Below are 16,183 nucleotides of genomic sequence, written 5' to 3' on the forward strand. Positions count from 1 at the left end.
GCCAAAGAAGCATCCGAGCCGGTGTCCACAGATAGTTCGCTCACCGGGCCCATGTTCGGTCATGGGACGCAAAGGTGACGAACCACTGCTAGGGGAAAGAGAATACCCATGTCTGCGGCAATTCGGGGGAGCGGACTGCCAAGTCTCCTCAACGTCACTTTCACGGCATCTCCGCATCAAGACGGAGGAACTGGGCCCGCCATGACGGCCGTTCCCGGATGTCATGGCTGGTGGTATGCAGTTCCGACGGAGCGTCAGGAGAGCGGGGTCTGGAACCGATCCGGAGATCGGACGGTGCAAGTTCTCACCTGGTGCCCGGAAGTACTCGCCAGGCTCGCGGCACTGGACGCCGACGGCACCTGCCACCGGCAGCACTTCGTGGTCCGGGTGAACCAGCAGCTGGCCCTGCTCTGCGACCGGGACCTCCCGGACGGAAAAGGCTGGGAGCAGTTCACGGCCATCGACATCTGGGAGAGCCTCGCCCTCAAGGACCTCCTGGCCGACATCGTCCACGACCAGGCCCGGCAGCTCCCCCGGATCGTCGTCCGGGAGGAGGACCGGTGACGGTCGAGACCCTCGCAGGCGACGTGTCCGCGGCACCGTACGCCGGCTACGCGCGGGGCAGGGAAGCGGAGCAACTCGCGCACGGCGGCCGGGACCACCTCGCCCCGGTCCCGGACGGGGAGGGGGACCCCGGCGACGGACCCCCGGGCCGCCCGGTCATCGGATCCGCCGGCTGGTACTACGAGGCCCATGAGGACCACGGCACGGTCTGGAAGGCCAGCCGCGGCAAGGAGGCCGGCTGGGACGTCGTCCTGGACTGGGCGCCCTACGTCTCCGAACGCCTGGTGCTGATCGGCGAGGACGGCAAGTCCGCCGGTCGCTACTACACCATCACCATCGGAGCGGACACCCTCACCAAGAGCCTCTCGGACCTGCGCACCGCCGACGGCTGGAACGACTTCAGCGACGACAGCGGCGCCGCTTCGCGCGCCATCCGCGAAGTCCTCATCAACATCATCACCGACCAGGGCAAGCGCCTGCCCCGTACCCCCGTGGTGGCCCACACCGGCTGGCACCGCCTGCCGGTGGCCGGCCTGACCTATGTGTACGCGGATGGCCGCAGCTACCCCAGCACCGGCTCCGTCCGTGTCATCGGCGCCCCGGAACCCCTGCGGCAGGCCGCCGCCCCCCTCGAACGCACCGCCACGGACGAGGAGTGCCGCCGGGCGGTCGACGACATCGCCACCCACGGCTGGGCCTCCCTGATGACCCTGGCGGTCGGGGCCCGTTCCCTCGCCTACTCGCTGCGCCCGGTCTCCGCGGCCTTCGTGCTCGACGCCTCACCCAACTCGGGCAAGACCTCGGCCGCCAACACCGCGCGCAGTCTCCTTCTCACCTCCCGGCCCCACGCCTGGCCCCCGGTGCCGACCAAGGGCATGAGCAGCACCGCCACGGACATCGAGTGCGCACTCGATTTCGAGGGGGACATCCCGACCCTCCTCGACGACATCCCCCTCACCCGGGCGTCGTCCGCCGCGCAGATGCGCGACATGGAGAAGAAGCTCGAACTCGTGATCCGCGCGGCAGGGAACGCGACGGAGATCAAGGGCCGGCGCAACCGCGATCTGACGGCCAGGCCGGCCAACCGGATCCGTTCCATTCCCGTCATCGCCGCCCAGATGCTGCCCCCCACCATGCAGGAATCCCTGTACCGGCGCTCGGTGGTCATCTACCTCTCGCGGGACGGCGGCGAAGTCGACTGGCGCTGGTACAAATCCGGCGGCGGACAGAGCCTCACCGTTCCCCTTCGCACCCTCGGCGACCGGATCATCGCCCATCTCCACGCCCTGCCGGACGCCGACAGCTACCTCGCGGAGCTGGAGAAACAGGCCCACGAACGGCTCAGCCCCCATGTGGACGCGGTCCTGCCGGAGCCGGGCGACACGATGGACGGCGTCATCACCGCCGCGGCCGCCATGCTGTCGGGCCTCGGTCTGGTCGCGGCGGTCACCGGCACGAGCATGTCCGACCTGGTCGATGTCGTGGCCGCGCCGCTCGCCGCCTCGCTCGCCCGGCAGGCCGCCTGCATGGACGCGCAGAGCACCGCCCAGGACGGAGTGGCCACCGCCGTCGGCGAGGTCCTGCGCAGGGCCTTCTCGCGGGGGCGGCTGCACATCCGGGACGAGAAGGGCGTCGTACGCCCCGCGGTTTCCGGGCAGGTGGAACAGGACCAGGGCCTGGTCCGCAAGCGGGACGGCAGCGGCTGGGAGGGCAAGGGGCCCGCCGCCTACTGGCTTCCCCAGCGCGGCCCGGCCCTGGGCATCACCACCAAGAACCTCAACATGCTGCTCAAGGCCAGCGGGGACTCCCGGGTGAACTGCTACGTCGACCGTTCCCTGCCCGACGCCCTGCTCCAGGCCGACGCGATCCTGCGGAACAACAGCCAGAAGGACCGGATCGCCTCCCACCGTGTGCGCGTGGGCACGGAGAACCTGCGGCTTCTGCTCCTGAAACCGGACCTGATCTGGGACTTCTAGACGGAGAGCGGAGCCGTGACCTCCTGCTGCAGCCCTGACACCGCAGCAGGAGGTCACGGGGCAGGAGGGGCCGGCACCGGCTGCCGCTACAGGTGCTGGTCGCGTTGGTCCTCCTGTTCGACGGCGAGGAGGCGTGCGCGGCAGTGCCGTTGCACGCTGCGGTGGTCTCCCGGCGTCCTCAGCGTCAGATCCTGCGCGAGGCTGTGGGCGACGTCGTGGGGTCCGGAAAGGGGTGCGGTGATTTCGGTGTACTCCAACAAGTCCTTCAGGGCGCGCAGTTCACTGTGCCGGATGGGCAGGAAGAGGACCCGGTCGTCTCCGGAGGCCAGCGCTTTGAGGACGCGGTCGCGGTAGGCGGCGCCCTGCGCCTCCACGAAGCGGTACTCATGGTTCGTCTGGGCGAGCGGGGTGTGCTGCGCTCCGGGCGCAAACCTGGTGAAACCGGCCGCGAGCTCGTGCAGATGATCGCCGGAGGTGCGATAACAAGGGCGTTCACTGCTTCCGGCCGTGTCGGGATCGACGCGAACGGCGGAGACGAACGCGGCCACCCGGTCGGGAGAGGGCAGCAGGCCCGCGTCGAGCCAGCGGGCGTACTCGGAAGGGGAACCGGCGCCCGTTTCATGGTGGATGGTCCGATAACACCAGCCCGACGTGCCCACCCAGTGCAGGAAGGACTCCGCCGGCCCGTTGAGACTGGTCTGGAAGGCCTTCTGGAAGTGAATGCTCCCCTCGATATCGTTGTCATCGATCAACCGCTCGTCGTCGGCGGCATAGGCATAGAGAGACGTGATCGGCAGTCCGTCGGCGAGAAGCCGCTCCGCCACGGCGGCCAGGTAGTGGCCGACACCGGTTTCGAGTTTTTCCTTGAGGCCCTTCCAGCTCGCATCCTTCGTGGTCTCTCTCATGCGGTTCCTCCCGGTGCGCATTCGGTGATCGATGGGGGCTGTCCGACCGGAGCCGGAAAGATACCGGTGGGTCGGTCTGTTCATGGGAGCCTCCAGAGCTTCGGCGGATGCCCCGTCAGAAGCGGTTCGAGACAGGGGCCAGCCACAGGCCGACGATCGCATCGATCAGGCCGGCGCTGGTGTCGTGCCAACTCGGGCGGGACGAGGGCGTGTTGTCGGCCAGGGCGCTCTCACGCTCCGCGCACATGTGCACGATCAGCTGGAGAGCCATGCCGACGCGCTCGGCGTGCACCTGGGCCGGCAGATCCATGCGGCATCGGCGCAGCCCTTCGAGGACGCGGTGCAGCGCGGGGGAGTGGTGCGCCTCCCGGTCCGCGATGTCGCGCAGCGCGGGATCGATCATCACCTGCGCGCAGAACCGGGCGTACCAGCTGGGGCTGCCCAGGGCTGTCAGGTGTTCGGTGACCGGTTGCACGAGGCAGGCCACCCAGTCCCGTACGTCCCCGGAGTCGCCGGTCTCGGCCAGCAGGCGCACGCGGATCCGCTCGATGCTCTCGCCGTGGGTGCGGACGATCGCCCGCACGAGGTCGGCCCTGGAACCGAAGCGGTGGTCGGCGGCGCCGTGCGTGAGCGGCTCGCCGCCCTGGCGGTGGGCGAACGCGGGGACCCTGCGCTCGGCGAACAGCCGCTCGGCCGTCGCCAGGATCATCTCCCGTGTCGCGTCGGCGCGTTCCGCGTGTCCGGCTCGGCCCACCGCGGTCGCCTCCCCTCCGGACCTCCCGATGTGCTCGGGTGCCCGAGATCGCCGAACCGCGCAGCGCCGATACGCCAACGAACGCGCGGAACTGCGGTTCGCTGATTGGGGAGTGCGGCTCGGCCCTCTGGGGAGCGTTGCCTGGAAAGCCCTCATGGACAGATCAACGCGCTACCGACACGGCAGTTACGAGTGAACTCTTTAACTTTTTTTCAACCGACAAACAGGTCATGAATATGTCATCACTATCGACAGAATGTCAATAGTGGGATTGAGTGGGGGCGGTGTTCCGCCCATGCCTCTGGCGGCCGGAGACAAAGCGCCATTGCTTCGCTCCGACCGCCTCGGACACGGGTTCCTTCCGCCCCCGGAAAAGGTTACCTGCGCACGGCCGGCAGGCCGTTTTACCGCGCTTCCTCGCCGGTGTTGCGCCGACGGCGGAGGACGACGGTGCCGAGTGCGCTCGCGCCCGCGACGGCGGCCGCACCCACGGCCGGGTCGATGAGCGGGACGGGTACCACCTCGGTGGTCGTCTTGGATTCGTTGTTCTCGGGCTTGGGGTCGGGGTCGTTGCCGCGGACGGTGACGGTGTTGTCCAGCACGACACCGCCGGGGATGGGCGCCATGCCGGTGACGGTGATGGTGGCGCTCTCCCCCACGGGCAGGGCCCCGCCGGTGCAGGACATCTGCGAGCCGGTGATGGTGCAGCCCGGGGTGGAGGTGGTGGGGTTCTGGAGCAGGGTCGGCAGGGTGTCGTTGACCGTCCAGCCCGAGGAATCGGCCGGGCCGTTGTTCGTCACCACGATCTGGTAGCTGACCGGAGCGCCCTCGTCGACCTCGAGCGGCGCGACCTTGATCACCTGGAGGTCCGCCCGCGCAACGAAGCACGCGGCGCCGTCGACGGCGCTGGCCGCGGCCGCCTCCTGCGAGGAGACGAGGGTGAACGTGGGCGCCGCGGCGGCCGGGTTCTTCACGGCGATGCGGTTCAGGGTGCCGCCGTTGTCGAAGAAGCCCAGGTCGTTGTTGCCGTAGGTGAAGGCGCCGCCGTATCCCTGCTTGGTGGCCGGGACCATGCCGGAGAAGTTGGTGACCTTCCCCGACGCGGGATCGATGCGCTGGATGAAGCCGTCGATCGTCGCGCTCCAGAAGTAGCCCGACGCATACGTGATGTCGCCCACGCCGCCGCCCAGCGGAGCGCTCAGCGTCGTCTTGGAGATGACCGTGCGCTGCTTGATGTCGATCTTGTACAGCGGGGTCTCGTTGCCGGCGACGAAGAAGTCGCCCGCCTTGTCGAAACCGCCGATGTAGTAGTCCGTGCTGGACGGCAGGCCGGCGATCGCGCCGAGATCCTTCACCGTACCGGTCTTGTTGATCTGCAGGAGGTGGTTGTTGTCGCGGCGCATCGCGAAGATGTACTGCGTGTCGGGGTCCACCCCGATGGCGTTGTAGCCCGGACCGGTCGGCCCGAGGGGGGAGAAGTCCACGGTGCCCGGCCCGACCGTACCCGTGTACAGCTTGACAGAGGTGGTGGAACCGGCCGACTGGAAGATCTGGCCGTCGCACTCGAAACCGTCGGAGGCCGGCGCCGCGGCGGCCTGCGGCGCGAGGAGCCCGAGCGAGCCTCCAGTCACACCGCCTACCGTGAGCGCGATTGCAAGTAGCCGACGTGAAAGACGCCTGTTCATGTGTCTTACTTGCCTTCCGTCTTCGGAGGGGACATGCATGTAAGACATGTGTGCTGCCTCTGACGTGACGTACGGCTGATCTGAACAGGTGACGCCCTGTGCACCCGAAGGGCTCAGGTGTCCTGGCTCGTCATGCCCCGTGCGCCGCGGTCGCGATGACGCACCAGACCCAGCCGGCGTCGTCGACGCCCCACGCGTCGGCCAGCGCGTCGACGAGCAGCAGGCCGCGTCCGTCCTCGTCGAGCAGACCGGGATCGCGGGCCGTCAACGTGTTCACCGGGCCGCTGCGCACTTCGATCCGCACCTCCACCGGGGTGTGCGAGAGGCGCACGCCGACCTGGCTGCCGGATCCGTGCTGGATCGCGTTGGTGACCAGCTCGCTCAGGAGCAGCCGTACGGAGTCGTCGAACCGCTCCAGCCCCCAGTTCCGCAGCTGCGCGCCGCAGATCCGCCGGACCTCGCCCACCCGTACGAGGTCCTGGGCCGGGGGATTCTCGGCCGCTGCGACCGGGGTGCGCGGAAAGACGAGGGCGATACGCCCGCAGACTGTCTGGTCGGTTTCGGGCAGTGTGAGCCGCTCGATCCGACCGGTCGCGGTGGGGAGCATTATCTGCCGCCTCCCGTCCGGGGGCCCGGCTCGAAGCCCAGCCGATCGCCGGCCGCCACCTTGCTGCCTAAGCCGCGGACGGTCGTACAGGGGTCGTCCGGCAACGACGCACACAGCAGGTGAATGCCTGACATCTGGAGCTCCCACGAGCAGGACGGAGAAGGGCACTCAATATACGCGGCTGTTAAGCGTGCGGGCATGCGCTTCCGTGATGCCGGGTCAACTGTCAGGTGCGGGTCATTCAATTCTGGCGAACTGGTGTTCCTGGCACCGGAAGAATTCCGAGAAAAGGGAAACTCGGCATTCGCGAGGGTGAAGATCCACGAGTTCTCGGTCCGCGGACATGTCATGCGGTTACTCTGTCCCGGATGCCCGAACAGCTGTCCGCTCATCGCCACCGGAGGGTGATCTTCACCATCCATATGACGCAATGATGCACCGTTTTCCGGCCTTCGGTCGCTGCCGACGAGTGCGTGGTGAGCGGAGTACGTCGGCCGTCCGGCGGGGCTCGGCCGCCGGCTCGGACGGACTGAAAGCGCAGGTCACCAGGGGAGTCGGGTACTCCGCAGCGACCGAGGCGACTGGAAATTCGGTAGAGGAACACATTCACGTACACATGTGCTTCCCCTGCGCGCGGCCGTGCCCACCTGAGGCGGTGTCATGCCCGGAGCATCCCAGGTGAGCTGCGGTTTCTTTTCCGTGTTCCGGGGGCGGGCCCCGAATGGCCGAAGGGCGATTCCGCTGTGTCCGGTGGCTGGGCTTCTTCGCCGTGAATCGTATGATCAGTGAGGCCGCTCCGTTCGTACCCGGGTCCGCGCCGCCTCACCATGGCTTCGCTAATCTGCGTCAGTCGTTGAGTCGCTTCAGTCACTGATAGAGGGACTACATGCCTGCTGAGCTGCCTTTTCCCGATCGCAACTCGCGGCAGGAGCCCTCGTACGCCCTGACTACTCATCGGCGGTCACCGCTGATCGTCACACGGCGCGCCCGGCGAGGCCGGCCCGGTCACCTGTTCGCCCCCGCCGGCGGCCGTTCCGGCGCGCACACCCTCCCGGAAAACGCCCGCAAATCCGCTCTCCTGCCGTCCCGGCTCGCGCACGGACTCGAACACACCCTCCGCGTGGACGCCTCCCGTATAGACACCCCCGACGCGGTCCGCTCCCGTCGGCTGCTCGCCGCCGGAGCGCGGTGCGCCCCGCACCCAGGGAGCCGTTCATGACGGTTCCCGGCAACGAAAACGTCCTGTTCGACTTCGACCCCCAGACCGTTGCCGCCCAACTGCTCGCCCACCGGCCGGCATCCCTGGATTCCCGGTCGGCTGCCGACCAGGCGTCCCTCGCCGGCCGGGCGAGCGAGCGCGGCCTGCTGCCCGACACGCTCAGCGATCGCGGCATGGCCAAACTGTTCGTCAAGCTGTACGCCGGCGACTACCAGTACGTGCCCGGCCTGGGCTGGTACCGCTGGGGCGGCACCCGTTGGCAGGTCGACGAGGACGACACCGCGCTGTGGGCCGCGGGCGACCTCGCCGAGAGCATCGCCGTCAGCGATCCGCAGGGCCTGCACAGTACCCAGGCCCTGCGGAAGCACCGCCGCCGGGCGCTGTCCACCGCCGGTATCAACGCCATGCTCGTGCAGGCCAGGTCCGCGCCCGGCATGGTGTTGAACGCGGCTCTGCTGGACGCGGATCCGTATGCCCTGTGCACGCCCGACGGCATCGTCGATCTGCGCACCGGCAGAATGAAGAGGCCCGATCCGACCAAGGACTTCCACTCCCGCTCCACGGCGGTCAGCCCCCGGCATGTGTCCACCCCACGCTGGCAGCGCTTCCTGGCCGACACCTTCGGCGACGACGCCGAGGGCCGGGAGATGATCCGCTTCCTCCAATTGCTGCTCGGGTATTCGGTCACCGGCGATGTCGGCGGCCAGGTGATGCCCTTCCTGTTCGGTTCGGGCAAGAACGGCAAGTCGGTTCTGCTGGACGTGCTGATGAAGCTGTTGGGGGATTATGCGGATGCGGCTCCTCCTGGGTTTTTGATGGCGCGGCCTTATGAGGGGCATCCGACGGATCTGGCCGAGTTGCATGGTCGGCGGGTGATCGTGTGTTCGGAGGTGAAGCCGGGTGACAAGTTCGACGAGGCCCGGGTCAAGCTTCTGACCGGTGGTGACCGAATCAAGGCGCGTCGGATGCGGCAGGATTTCTTCAGTTTCGAACCCACGCACAAGCTCTGGCTGTTGGGCAACCACCGGCCCGAGGTCGGCACGGGCGGGTTCGCGTTCTGGCGCCGGATGCGGCTGATTCCCTTCGAACGAGTCGTCCCCGACCACCGCAAGATCGACAACCTCGCCGACGTTCTCGTCACCGAGGAGGGCCCGGGTATTCTCGGCTGGCTCATCGACGGCGCCCGCCGCTATCTCGGCGGTGACAGGGACATCACCGGTCCCGAACGGGTGCGCATCGCCACCAACGCGTACGCCGAGACCGAGGACCACACCGGCCGGTTCTTCGACGAGTGCTGTGCCCGCGGCCCCGACCAACGGGTCGAGCAGGCCGGTCTCTACGCGGCCTACAGAACGTGGTGCGAACACGAAGGAGCCACGGCCATCTCCTCCCGGGTCTTCGCCCAACGGGCGCGCGAGCTGGCCGGTCTGGCCTCACCCAAGGAGATGATCCTGTCCAACTCGCGCAAGTACTACCCGGGCATCGGACTGCTTTCCGACGAGGCGATGGTATGAGTTCCCTGATCAGCGAAGACGAGATCAGCCACGAGACGGAACTCGTCTGGCTCGAGGACGTCGGCTGCCTCGACTATGTGCGGCAGAGCCTGGACCGGCTCTCCACCCGTCGCGGCAGGCCGGCCTACCGCCGTGACGGCCGGATGGTGGGCTATGCCCAACTCGGGCCCGGGGCAAAGGCGTCACACTGCTCCGGGACCTTTCGGCGCCGCGTCTTCTGGCTGCTGCCGCACGACCGCGACAGCGTTCCCGAAGGCCTCTACGCCAGTGGGGCCCCGGCCGAGGCCATCGATCCCCGCACCCTGGCCCCGGGCCACAAGGGACGCAAGACGGAGCGCTCCGAGGGCGGCCCGCCGTCCCCCGCGATGCGGGAACTGGGCCTGGAACTGTCCTGGTGACACCGCGTGTCCGGCGGGCCGTTCCTGACCCGCTGTCGGGCGGCCGCCGGTCGGTCCGCGCACGACGTCACCGTCCGTTCGGGCTGTGTCCGTTCCGGCCGGCCTCTCGACGGAGAGCTTCCGCCGTTCGGCGCGCTCGGTTCTCCCGGAGAGGACGCGCACCCAAAACGGGCCCGGAGACGGCCTCGGCCGGGGCGTCCTGATCCGGATTCACTCGCGCGCAGCTCCACGGCGGCGGGCCGCAATACAGCGCGCCAGCCAGGCCAATGACCGCCGTCGGCTTCTTCCCCGACGTCGGTGCCGGCGATTTCCTGCCCCGTCCGGCGCCCGGCCGGGGCCGGTATCTCACGGGCTCACCGGCGCGCGGGTGGCTGCCGGGGGCGTTCTCCGCGCGGCCTGGCGACCCATCATGTGCCGCGCAACCGTGAGCGTCGGCGCTCGTCCTCGACCGGCACTCCCGTCAGTCCGTCGAAGGGGTCACCTCGTCACAGCGCCACGGTGTCACAGCGCCACGGCCGGCGCCGGCGGGCGTCGGACCACGGTCCCGGCGCGGGAACCGTTCCCGGGTGAAACGGCGGGCGGTGAAGCGCCCTGGTGTCGGAAGGGCGGAGCCTTCGGCAGGTGTGGTCATGCCGAATTCGCCCGGGAACGTATCGGGGGGATCTCCAGCACCTCCACCGTGTTCGGGCCTGCGGTGTAGTAGGCCCTGAGCACCCCCGCCTGCGAGAGCTTGTCGACGCAGCGGGCGCAGGGCCGCGCCAGCATGGGCACGCAGGCGGCGTTGACCCGGGCCACGAACACTATGCTCACCGGGGCCCCGCGGGCGCGCCGGAGCGCGGCGTCCTCCGCGTGGAACGTGCTGTTGCGGTGATCGATGAGGGGCGAGTTCCGGTACTTGTTGGAACTCGCGACGACGACGCGGCTGCCCGCGGCCAGCACGGCTCCCACCCGGTGACGGCATTGTGACCTGATGGCTTGCCGGATCGCCAGGCGGATCAAGTTCATCGAATTCCTTGCAGTCTGAGGGCGCCCTGCGTACGGCTCGGGCGGTGGTGAAGGGCTCCCTTGAACGAGAGGTGCCCGTCGGGCGGATCCGCTCAGACTGGTAAGAGGTCGTTCAGTTCGTCGATCTCCCGGTAGAGACCGGCACATGTGTCGCAGCCGTCGAGGTGCACCATGACCTCTTCCGATCCGCATTCGCCGAGCCGGCCGCGGGAGTACGCGGCGAGCCGGCCCACGTAGTAGGAGCACCGGCTGGGATAACTCTGGTGGTCCAGGTGAACCGAGAGGTAGGCCTGCCGTAACCCCTCTTTGGCCCGGTAGGCCAGGGCGGCGACACTGTTCGGGCTGATGCCCATGGTGTCGGCGATCGAGGCGGGCTGCTGGGACTGGACGATGGTGCACCACAGGATGGTTCGCCACCGGTCCGACAGAGAGGACAGCGCCTCCCGCACCAGTACGTGCTCGTACTTTCTGAGGGCCTCGTTCCCGGCGGACGCCGCGTACTCCACCTCGTAGGCGCTCACGTCCGGCACCGGCACCTGCCGCCCCGAGTTCCGTCCGGACTCGGTCACCAGATTGCGCAGGACGCGCAGCAGATAGCTCCGGAACGAGGTGGACGGGCCGCCGCCCGATCTGAGGGCCTGCAGCACACGGAAGAATGCCTCGGCGACGAAATCCTGTGCGGTGTACGCGTCATTGGTGTGCATGGAGGCCAGCCGGTAGGCGGCTCCACGGTGGCGGTTGAAGAGCTCGGCGAAGGCTTCGGTGTCGCCGCCTCGGACTAACTGGGTCAACTCCTGGTCACTGAGGTTTTCTGTCGGAGGATCGGCATTCTGCCGGCCCGGCTGGCCGGCGGACGTTGCGTAGTGTCCGGCCGAAGAATACAAGGCGGCTCCTGGATGAGGGATCATCGCGAGCGAGTTCCGGAGGTCGGATCCACGGTCGGCGTGTGAGCGGCGGTGATGCGACATCGCACATCGAGCAGGGCTGGCGAACAGGTGTCACATACGCCGCCGAGACGCCGCCCGAGCCTGGAGGAGGGCAGGTCTGACTCAGGACATCGGCGCAAGGACTCCCATGGTCGAGTGAGGGATTGTCACCCCTTTATAGAGCCTTCAGATCATCCCAGAGCTAGTCACGCCACGCATTCGGTGGAAGATTCGTCATTCGGGCCCTGGGAATATCGGATCATCCGACCGGATGTTATGCCTGCCGCCTTTGTGAAACGCGTCGGCGGTTCCTGCGCAAAATGGGTGATTGGTCGAATTGGATCGAGTATTGCCGGGGTTCTGACTGCCCCGACGTGAAAAGTGAGTCCACATGGATCACTTCGACGACATGGATCACCGGATCCTTGCCACGTTCCGTGCCCGCGGTGCCGATCCATGCCTCGCGTCCGCCGCTCGCGGTCTGTCGCTGGCCGGTGAGCACGGCGCGCTGTGGCTCGCGGTGGGGCTGACGGGGGCCGCTGTCGACAGGGCGCGGCGCGCCTCGTGGGTGCGCGGGACGGCGCTGGTCGCGGGCGCGCATCTGGCGAGCATGGGGGTGAAGCGGGTGGTGCGCCGTGCGCGCCCCGCGCATGCGGAGCCTCTGGTGCGTACGGCGGGGCAGCACTCCTTTCCGAGTTCGCATGCGGCGTCCGCGGCGGCTGCCGCCGTGGCCTTCGGGGCACTGGGGGCGCACGCGGTGGCGCCGTTCGCGGCCGCGATGTGCCTGTCCCGGCTGGTCGTGGGGGTCCACTACCCGTCCGACGTCGCCGCGGGCGCGGCACTGGGCGCGCTCACGGCGCGCATCGGAACGCGCTGGATGAGGGGGCAGACCGGTGGCTGAGACGGCACAGCTCGAGCGTCGCACGCACAGTCCGCGACAGGAACGCCCCGAACGCCCGGTCGGAGGCAACCTCTTACGCGGGATCCTCAGAACCGCGCGGCCCAAACAGTGGGTCAAGAACGTCCTGGTGGTCGCCGCCCCGGTGGCGGCAGGCCAGCTCCTCGCGCCCCATGCCCTGGGTCGACTCGCCCTTGTCTTCGTGCTGTTCACCGCGTGTGCCGCGGCGGTCTACCTGGTCAACGACGCGCGCGACGTCGAGGCCGACCGCGCGCATCCCACCAAGTGCCGTCGTCCGGTCGCGGCCGGGGACGTGCCGGTACCGGTGGCGTATGCGGTGGGGAGCGTGCTGGCGGTGGTGGCGCCGCTGGCCGCGGCCTGGCTGATCTCGCCGGCCGTCGCGGCGCTGCTGGCGGCGTATCTCGGCATGCAATGGGCGTACTCCGTCAGCCTCAAGCATGTGCTGGTCGTCGATCTGGTGATCGTCACGACGGGCTTCCTGATGCGCGCGATGATCGGCGGGATCGCGCTCGGTATTCCGCTGTCGCGCTGGTTCCTGATCACCACGGGTTTCGGGGCGCTGTTCATGGTGGCGGCGAAGCGGTACTCCGAGGCGCTCCAGATGGCCGGGAAAACGGGTGCCACGCGGGCGCTGCTGACCTCGTACACGGCGAGCTATCTGCGCTTCGTGTGGCAGCTGGCCGCCTCGGTCGCCGTCCTCGGCTACTGCATGTGGACCCTGGAGGACGGCGCGGTGCACGCGGGTGTGCTGCCGTGGCGGCACCTGTCGATGGTCGCCTTCATCCTCGCGGTGCTCAGATATGCCGTCTTCGCCGATCGCGGCACCGCCGGTGAGCCCGAGGACGTGGTCCTGCGCGACCGGGCCCTGGCCCTGATCGGGGTGGTGTGGCTGGCGTTGTACGGTCTGGCGGTGGCCCATTGGTGAGCCGGCGCGAGCTGCTGGGTTTCGCCGGCGCCGGCCTTCTCGCGTACGCCGTCGACCTGGGCCTCTTCCTCTGGCTGCGGGGTCCAGCCGGCCTCGGCCCGCTGACCGCGAAGGTGCTGTCCTTCGCGGCGGGCTGCACGGTCGCCTACCTCGGCAACATGCTCGGCACCTACCGGCACACGCGGACCAGGGGCCTGCGCTCGTACGGCGTCTTCCTCGCGGTGCACCTGGCCGGCGCCCTCGTCCAGCTGCTCTGTCTCGCCGTCAGCCACTACGGCCTGGGCCTGACCTCACAGCGTGCCGACACCGTCTCCGGCGCCGGGATCGGCATGGCGCTGGCGACCGTCCTGCGGTTCTGGGGCGCGCGGACACTGGTCTTCGGCGGCGGGGGAGGGGCACCTGCGCGTGACGCCGGGCCGGGCACGGCTGACGTACCGGAAACAGTGCGGTACGGCCCGGTCGGACCATAGGAAAAGAATGTGTCGAACGCTCCTCGGATCCACTGAAGAACGTGTTCGAGGAAAACGGCCGGAAGGAAGGTGAATACCGCGGGGCTGTCCGTGTGGTGAGGGAAATGCGTGATACTCTCGGCGAGTCAAATCCGGGTGCTGCTCGTTGCATTCGGAGAGGCGATTCCGTGCTGCCCGAAAAAAGAGATGCGGGCGCCACGGAATAATAATCGACGTGCAGTGAACAGCTGACTTGATTGCTGGACTGAGCACCGGTACGGGTGCTTTTCCTTTGCGTCGGTCGGCGGACCGAGTTTCCTGGCCCAGTGACTGGAGAGGGCTGAGTCGGGAAAACGGGAGTGGTGCTTTGCTCCGTGAGCATCGCTCCGCCGCCGGTAGCCCGGAGTTGCCCATGGCTCCGGGCTATTGGCATGACGGCTTTTCTCTGACCGGTGTGTGTCGCCGTCCGTGCAGCAATATGAGGACGGGCACCTGCCGTCGGCAGAGGGAACAGTGGAACAACGGGAACGCGCGAGGTCAGCTCGCGCACAACCGGGCCGTCCCGCGCCTTGGCCCCGGCGCCGCGGAAGGGAACGACGGGCCCGGGGCGGGAACCTGACCGGGCGGGGTGCCCCGCGTCGTCGGTCCGCGGTCGCCGTCAGGCCCTGCCCAGCAGGGCGGCCAGCCGCTCGTCGAGGGCCGGTTCGACCTCCTCGCCGCCCCGCTCGACCAGCGCGTACGAGCGCAGCAGGAAACGACGCAGGACAGGTGTGTCGAACTTGGCCACGGCCCTGCCCTCGTGGCCCCGGAACTCCATGATCGTGTAGGCGGGGCCGCAGGGCCAGATGTACACATCGCCGATGCCGGCGGGCTCGTACAGGCCCTGGGCCAGCAGTTCGCGGGCGAACGACCAGGTCATGTCCTTGCCGTCGGGGGACACCAGCGACGGGAAGTCGATGTGCACCGCCAGCGGATCGGCACGGCCGTACCGCAGGGCCACGGGGATCAGAACCTGCTGATTGGGCGCGGCGATCAGCCGGGCGCCGGCGGCCTGCCTGAGTGTGCCGTCCGGCATCGGGCCGCGTGCCGAGTCCCAGTAGGGCAGACGCCGGACCGCCTCCGTGGCCCGCCGGTGCGCCCGTTCACTACGTGTGAATCTGAACATGACTATGAGATGTGTCTTTCTGTGTGTACAGCATCACCCGGCGGGTGCGGCGCACGCGGCGGAAGGTCCGACGAGCCGAGTGGGCCGTTCCCCTTCGTCGCCGCGTGCGCGGGCGCGAGGTGTCCCGGCCTCACAGGGGCTGACCTGGCGTGTTCCCGTTGTTCCGCTGTTCCCCTTGATTGCGGCTGGCGCCTGCGCACACCAGGTTCGTCAATGACGCACGGGGCCCCGTTTCGTGTTGCGCATGGCGTGCTGCGGGCGGTACCGGTACGAGAACTGTCCGACGAGCTCCTGGAAGCAGGCCAGCGCGGTGAGCGGCGGAATTCCGGCGACGGCCATCATGAGCAGGGACTTCGAGGAGTTCCCGACGCAGAGCGCGACCGACCCGACGGAGGCGGTCACGATGACGGTCCAGGACCAACGGGCGGTCCGGCGCTGCAGCGAGGCGCGCATGATGGACAGGCCCGCCGCGAGCCAGGGCCCGTACAGCATCCACGGCCACCAGCGCGCCAGACTCTGCGGCATGAACAAGGCGGCGACGGCGCGCAGTTGCTCGTACGAATAGGAGATGGACCAGCCCAGCATCGCCAGGGTGCACACGATGATCGTGGTGAGCAGGATGGCGGTCGGCCTGATCCTGGGCCCGCCGGCGTGGCTGCGGTTCCTCGGCCCGGCGGTCGGCTGGACGGTCGGAGCCCGGTACGGGTCGTTCCCGGACGGGGGCGAGTAGCTGGGACCCATGGTGGATTCCATGTTCAGCATGTGAGCCAATTCCGCGTCGAGATCCCAGCCACCTCCTGTCATGCGCGCCTCGGGGGTGTGCTGGCAGTAATGCGTCTGAAACGTGTTGCACTGCTCGCAGTACGGATCCGACGGGGCGTCGTACCCGACGCCCTGGGGGAACTGGCTGCCGTAGGGGTCGAACCTGCCCCGGTACTCATCCATGGGCGTCCGCATTCATGTAGTCGCGTTCCGCCCCGAGGATCCTGTCGAGCAGATTCTCCAGCAGGACCGTGCAGCGCCGGAGCTGCGCCTGCCCTTCGGCCGGATCCAGCCACGGCCCGCCGTGTCCAGAGGAGTTCGGATCGACCGGTGCGAGGAGGACCCGTTTCTGACGCGCGGAGACCGTTTCATTCCAAGTCACGGTCACCTAACGAGCGTCATGAGCATCA

The 16,183-nt window shown here is 68.5% G+C and carries 16 protein-coding genes; 7 read left to right on the forward strand and 9 right to left on the reverse strand.

Features of this window, described 5'->3' with window-relative positions:
• The first annotated feature begins 294 nt into the window (after nt 1–294).
• On the forward strand, nt 295–564 hold the full coding sequence (locus tag CTZ28_RS39510; protein WP_121894595.1) for a hypothetical protein: 270 nt from the start codon (nt 295–297) through the stop codon (nt 562–564).
• Nucleotides 561–2,540, forward strand: a complete 1,980-nt coding sequence (locus CTZ28_RS39515; protein ID WP_121894596.1) for a hypothetical protein — start codon at nt 561–563, stop codon at nt 2,538–2,540. Before CTZ28_RS39510 ends, CTZ28_RS39515 begins: the two co-directional genes overlap by 4 nt.
• Nucleotides 2,541–2,626: 86 nt before the next feature.
• Here CTZ28_RS39515 and CTZ28_RS39520 read toward each other — a convergent pair whose 3' ends face one another.
• The 4 genes from CTZ28_RS39520 to CTZ28_RS39535 all read right to left on the reverse strand — a co-directional run bounded on the left by CTZ28_RS39520 (nt 2,627) and on the right by CTZ28_RS39535 (nt 6,491).
• Nucleotides 2,627–3,445 (reverse strand): DUF6292 family protein, encoded by an 819-nt coding sequence (locus tag CTZ28_RS39520; RefSeq protein ID WP_121894597.1) that lies wholly within the window; start codon nt 3,443–3,445, stop codon nt 2,627–2,629.
• Between the two features lie 115 nt (nt 3,446–3,560).
• Complete coding sequence (locus CTZ28_RS39525; protein ID WP_121894639.1) at nt 3,561–4,154, reverse strand: TetR family transcriptional regulator; 594 nt, start codon at nt 4,152–4,154, stop codon at nt 3,561–3,563.
• A 449-nt stretch (nt 4,155–4,603) separates the two neighbouring features.
• Nucleotides 4,604–5,830, reverse strand: coding sequence for a DUF11 domain-containing protein (locus tag CTZ28_RS39530; RefSeq protein ID WP_259472020.1), 1,227 nt, complete (start codon nt 5,828–5,830; stop codon nt 4,604–4,606).
• A 184-nt stretch (nt 5,831–6,014) separates the two neighbouring features.
• On the reverse strand, nt 6,015–6,491 hold the full coding sequence (locus CTZ28_RS39535; protein ID WP_121894599.1) for an ATP-binding protein: 477 nt from the start codon (nt 6,489–6,491) through the stop codon (nt 6,015–6,017).
• A gap of 1,215 nt (nt 6,492–7,706) precedes the next feature.
• On the opposite strand from CTZ28_RS39535, the gene CTZ28_RS39540 reads away from it, so the two are divergent.
• Together CTZ28_RS39540 and CTZ28_RS39545 are read left to right on the forward strand one after the other, a co-directional pair.
• A complete protein-coding gene (locus tag CTZ28_RS39540) occupies nt 7,707–9,224 on the forward strand; it encodes a DNA primase family protein (RefSeq protein ID WP_121894600.1) in 1,518 nt (505 codons plus the stop codon).
• Nucleotides 9,221–9,622, forward strand: coding sequence for a DUF6009 family protein (locus CTZ28_RS39545; protein ID WP_121894601.1), 402 nt, complete (start codon nt 9,221–9,223; stop codon nt 9,620–9,622). Before CTZ28_RS39540 ends, CTZ28_RS39545 begins: the two co-directional genes overlap by 4 nt.
• Before the next feature lie 627 nt (nt 9,623–10,249).
• Here the strand turns inward: CTZ28_RS39545 and CTZ28_RS39550 are convergent.
• Together CTZ28_RS39550 and CTZ28_RS39555 are read right to left on the reverse strand one after the other, a co-directional pair.
• Entirely contained in the window at nt 10,250–10,627 is a 378-nt protein-coding gene (locus CTZ28_RS39550; RefSeq protein WP_183154816.1) for a hypothetical protein, read from the reverse strand.
• A gap of 92 nt (nt 10,628–10,719) precedes the next feature.
• The gene (locus tag CTZ28_RS39555; protein ID WP_183154817.1) at nt 10,720–11,418 is read right to left on the reverse strand and encodes an RNA polymerase sigma factor; all 699 of its coding nucleotides are present in this window, start codon (nt 11,416–11,418) and stop codon (nt 10,720–10,722) included.
• 526 nt (nt 11,419–11,944) lie between these two features.
• Between CTZ28_RS39555 and CTZ28_RS39560 the strand changes: the two genes are divergently transcribed.
• The 3 genes from CTZ28_RS39560 to CTZ28_RS39570 are packed head-to-tail and all read left to right on the forward strand — an operon-like array spanning nt 11,945 to nt 13,867.
• Complete coding sequence (locus CTZ28_RS39560; RefSeq protein ID WP_121894604.1) at nt 11,945–12,454, forward strand: phosphatase PAP2 family protein; 510 nt, start codon at nt 11,945–11,947, stop codon at nt 12,452–12,454.
• The gene (locus CTZ28_RS39565) at nt 12,447–13,397 is read left to right on the forward strand and encodes a decaprenyl-phosphate phosphoribosyltransferase (RefSeq protein ID WP_121894605.1); all 951 of its coding nucleotides are present in this window, start codon (nt 12,447–12,449) and stop codon (nt 13,395–13,397) included. The genes CTZ28_RS39560 and CTZ28_RS39565 overlap by 8 nt, the downstream gene beginning before the upstream one ends.
• Nucleotides 13,391–13,867, forward strand: coding sequence for a GtrA family protein (locus CTZ28_RS39570; RefSeq protein WP_121894606.1), 477 nt, complete (start codon nt 13,391–13,393; stop codon nt 13,865–13,867). The genes CTZ28_RS39565 and CTZ28_RS39570 overlap by 7 nt, the downstream gene beginning before the upstream one ends.
• A 637-nt stretch (nt 13,868–14,504) precedes the next feature.
• On the opposite strand, the gene CTZ28_RS39575 is transcribed toward CTZ28_RS39570, so the two are convergent.
• The 3 genes from CTZ28_RS39575 to CTZ28_RS39585 all read right to left on the reverse strand — a co-directional run bounded on the left by CTZ28_RS39575 (nt 14,505) and on the right by CTZ28_RS39585 (nt 16,161).
• Nucleotides 14,505–15,011 (reverse strand): SsgA family sporulation/cell division regulator, encoded by a 507-nt coding sequence (locus CTZ28_RS39575; RefSeq protein ID WP_259472022.1) that lies wholly within the window; start codon nt 15,009–15,011, stop codon nt 14,505–14,507.
• A 210-nt stretch (nt 15,012–15,221) separates the two neighbouring features.
• A complete protein-coding gene (locus CTZ28_RS39580) occupies nt 15,222–15,956 on the reverse strand; it encodes a DUF2637 domain-containing protein (protein ID WP_259472023.1) in 735 nt (244 codons plus the stop codon).
• On the reverse strand, nt 15,949–16,161 hold the full coding sequence (locus CTZ28_RS39585; RefSeq protein ID WP_121894607.1) for a hypothetical protein: 213 nt from the start codon (nt 16,159–16,161) through the stop codon (nt 15,949–15,951). The genes CTZ28_RS39580 and CTZ28_RS39585 overlap by 8 nt, the downstream gene beginning before the upstream one ends.
• Nucleotides 16,162–16,183: the final 22 nt, after the last annotated feature.

Source organism: Streptomyces shenzhenensis (assembly GCF_003688995.1).
Classification (GTDB): domain Bacteria; phylum Actinomycetota; class Actinomycetes; order Streptomycetales; family Streptomycetaceae; genus Streptomyces; species Streptomyces shenzhenensis_A.

What these genes read in the sequence shown, in the direction of transcription:
- CTZ28_RS39580 (WP_259472023.1), bottom strand. Translation starts at nt 15,956, where the DNA reads ATGGATGAGTACCGGGGCAGGTTCGACCCCTACGGCAGCCAGTTCCCC.
- CTZ28_RS39545 (WP_121894601.1), top strand. Translation starts at nt 9,221, where the DNA reads ATGAGTTCCCTGATCAGCGAAGACGAGATCAGCCACGAGACGGAACTC.
- CTZ28_RS39540 (WP_121894600.1), top strand. Translation starts at nt 7,707, where the DNA reads ATGACGGTTCCCGGCAACGAAAACGTCCTGTTCGACTTCGACCCCCAG.
- CTZ28_RS39525 (WP_121894639.1), bottom strand. Translation starts at nt 4,154, where the DNA reads ATGATCCTGGCGACGGCCGAGCGGCTGTTCGCCGAGCGCAGGGTCCCC.
- CTZ28_RS39560 (WP_121894604.1), top strand. Translation starts at nt 11,945, where the DNA reads ATGGATCACTTCGACGACATGGATCACCGGATCCTTGCCACGTTCCGT.
- CTZ28_RS39550 (WP_183154816.1), bottom strand. Translation starts at nt 10,627, where the DNA reads ATGAACTTGATCCGCCTGGCGATCCGGCAAGCCATCAGGTCACAATGC.
- CTZ28_RS39575 (WP_259472022.1), bottom strand. Translation starts at nt 15,011, where the DNA reads ATGTTCAGATTCACACGTAGTGAACGGGCGCACCGGCGGGCCACGGAG.
- CTZ28_RS39520 (WP_121894597.1), bottom strand. Translation starts at nt 3,445, where the DNA reads ATGAGAGAGACCACGAAGGATGCGAGCTGGAAGGGCCTCAAGGAAAAA.
- CTZ28_RS39535 (WP_121894599.1), bottom strand. Translation starts at nt 6,491, where the DNA reads ATGCTCCCCACCGCGACCGGTCGGATCGAGCGGCTCACACTGCCCGAA.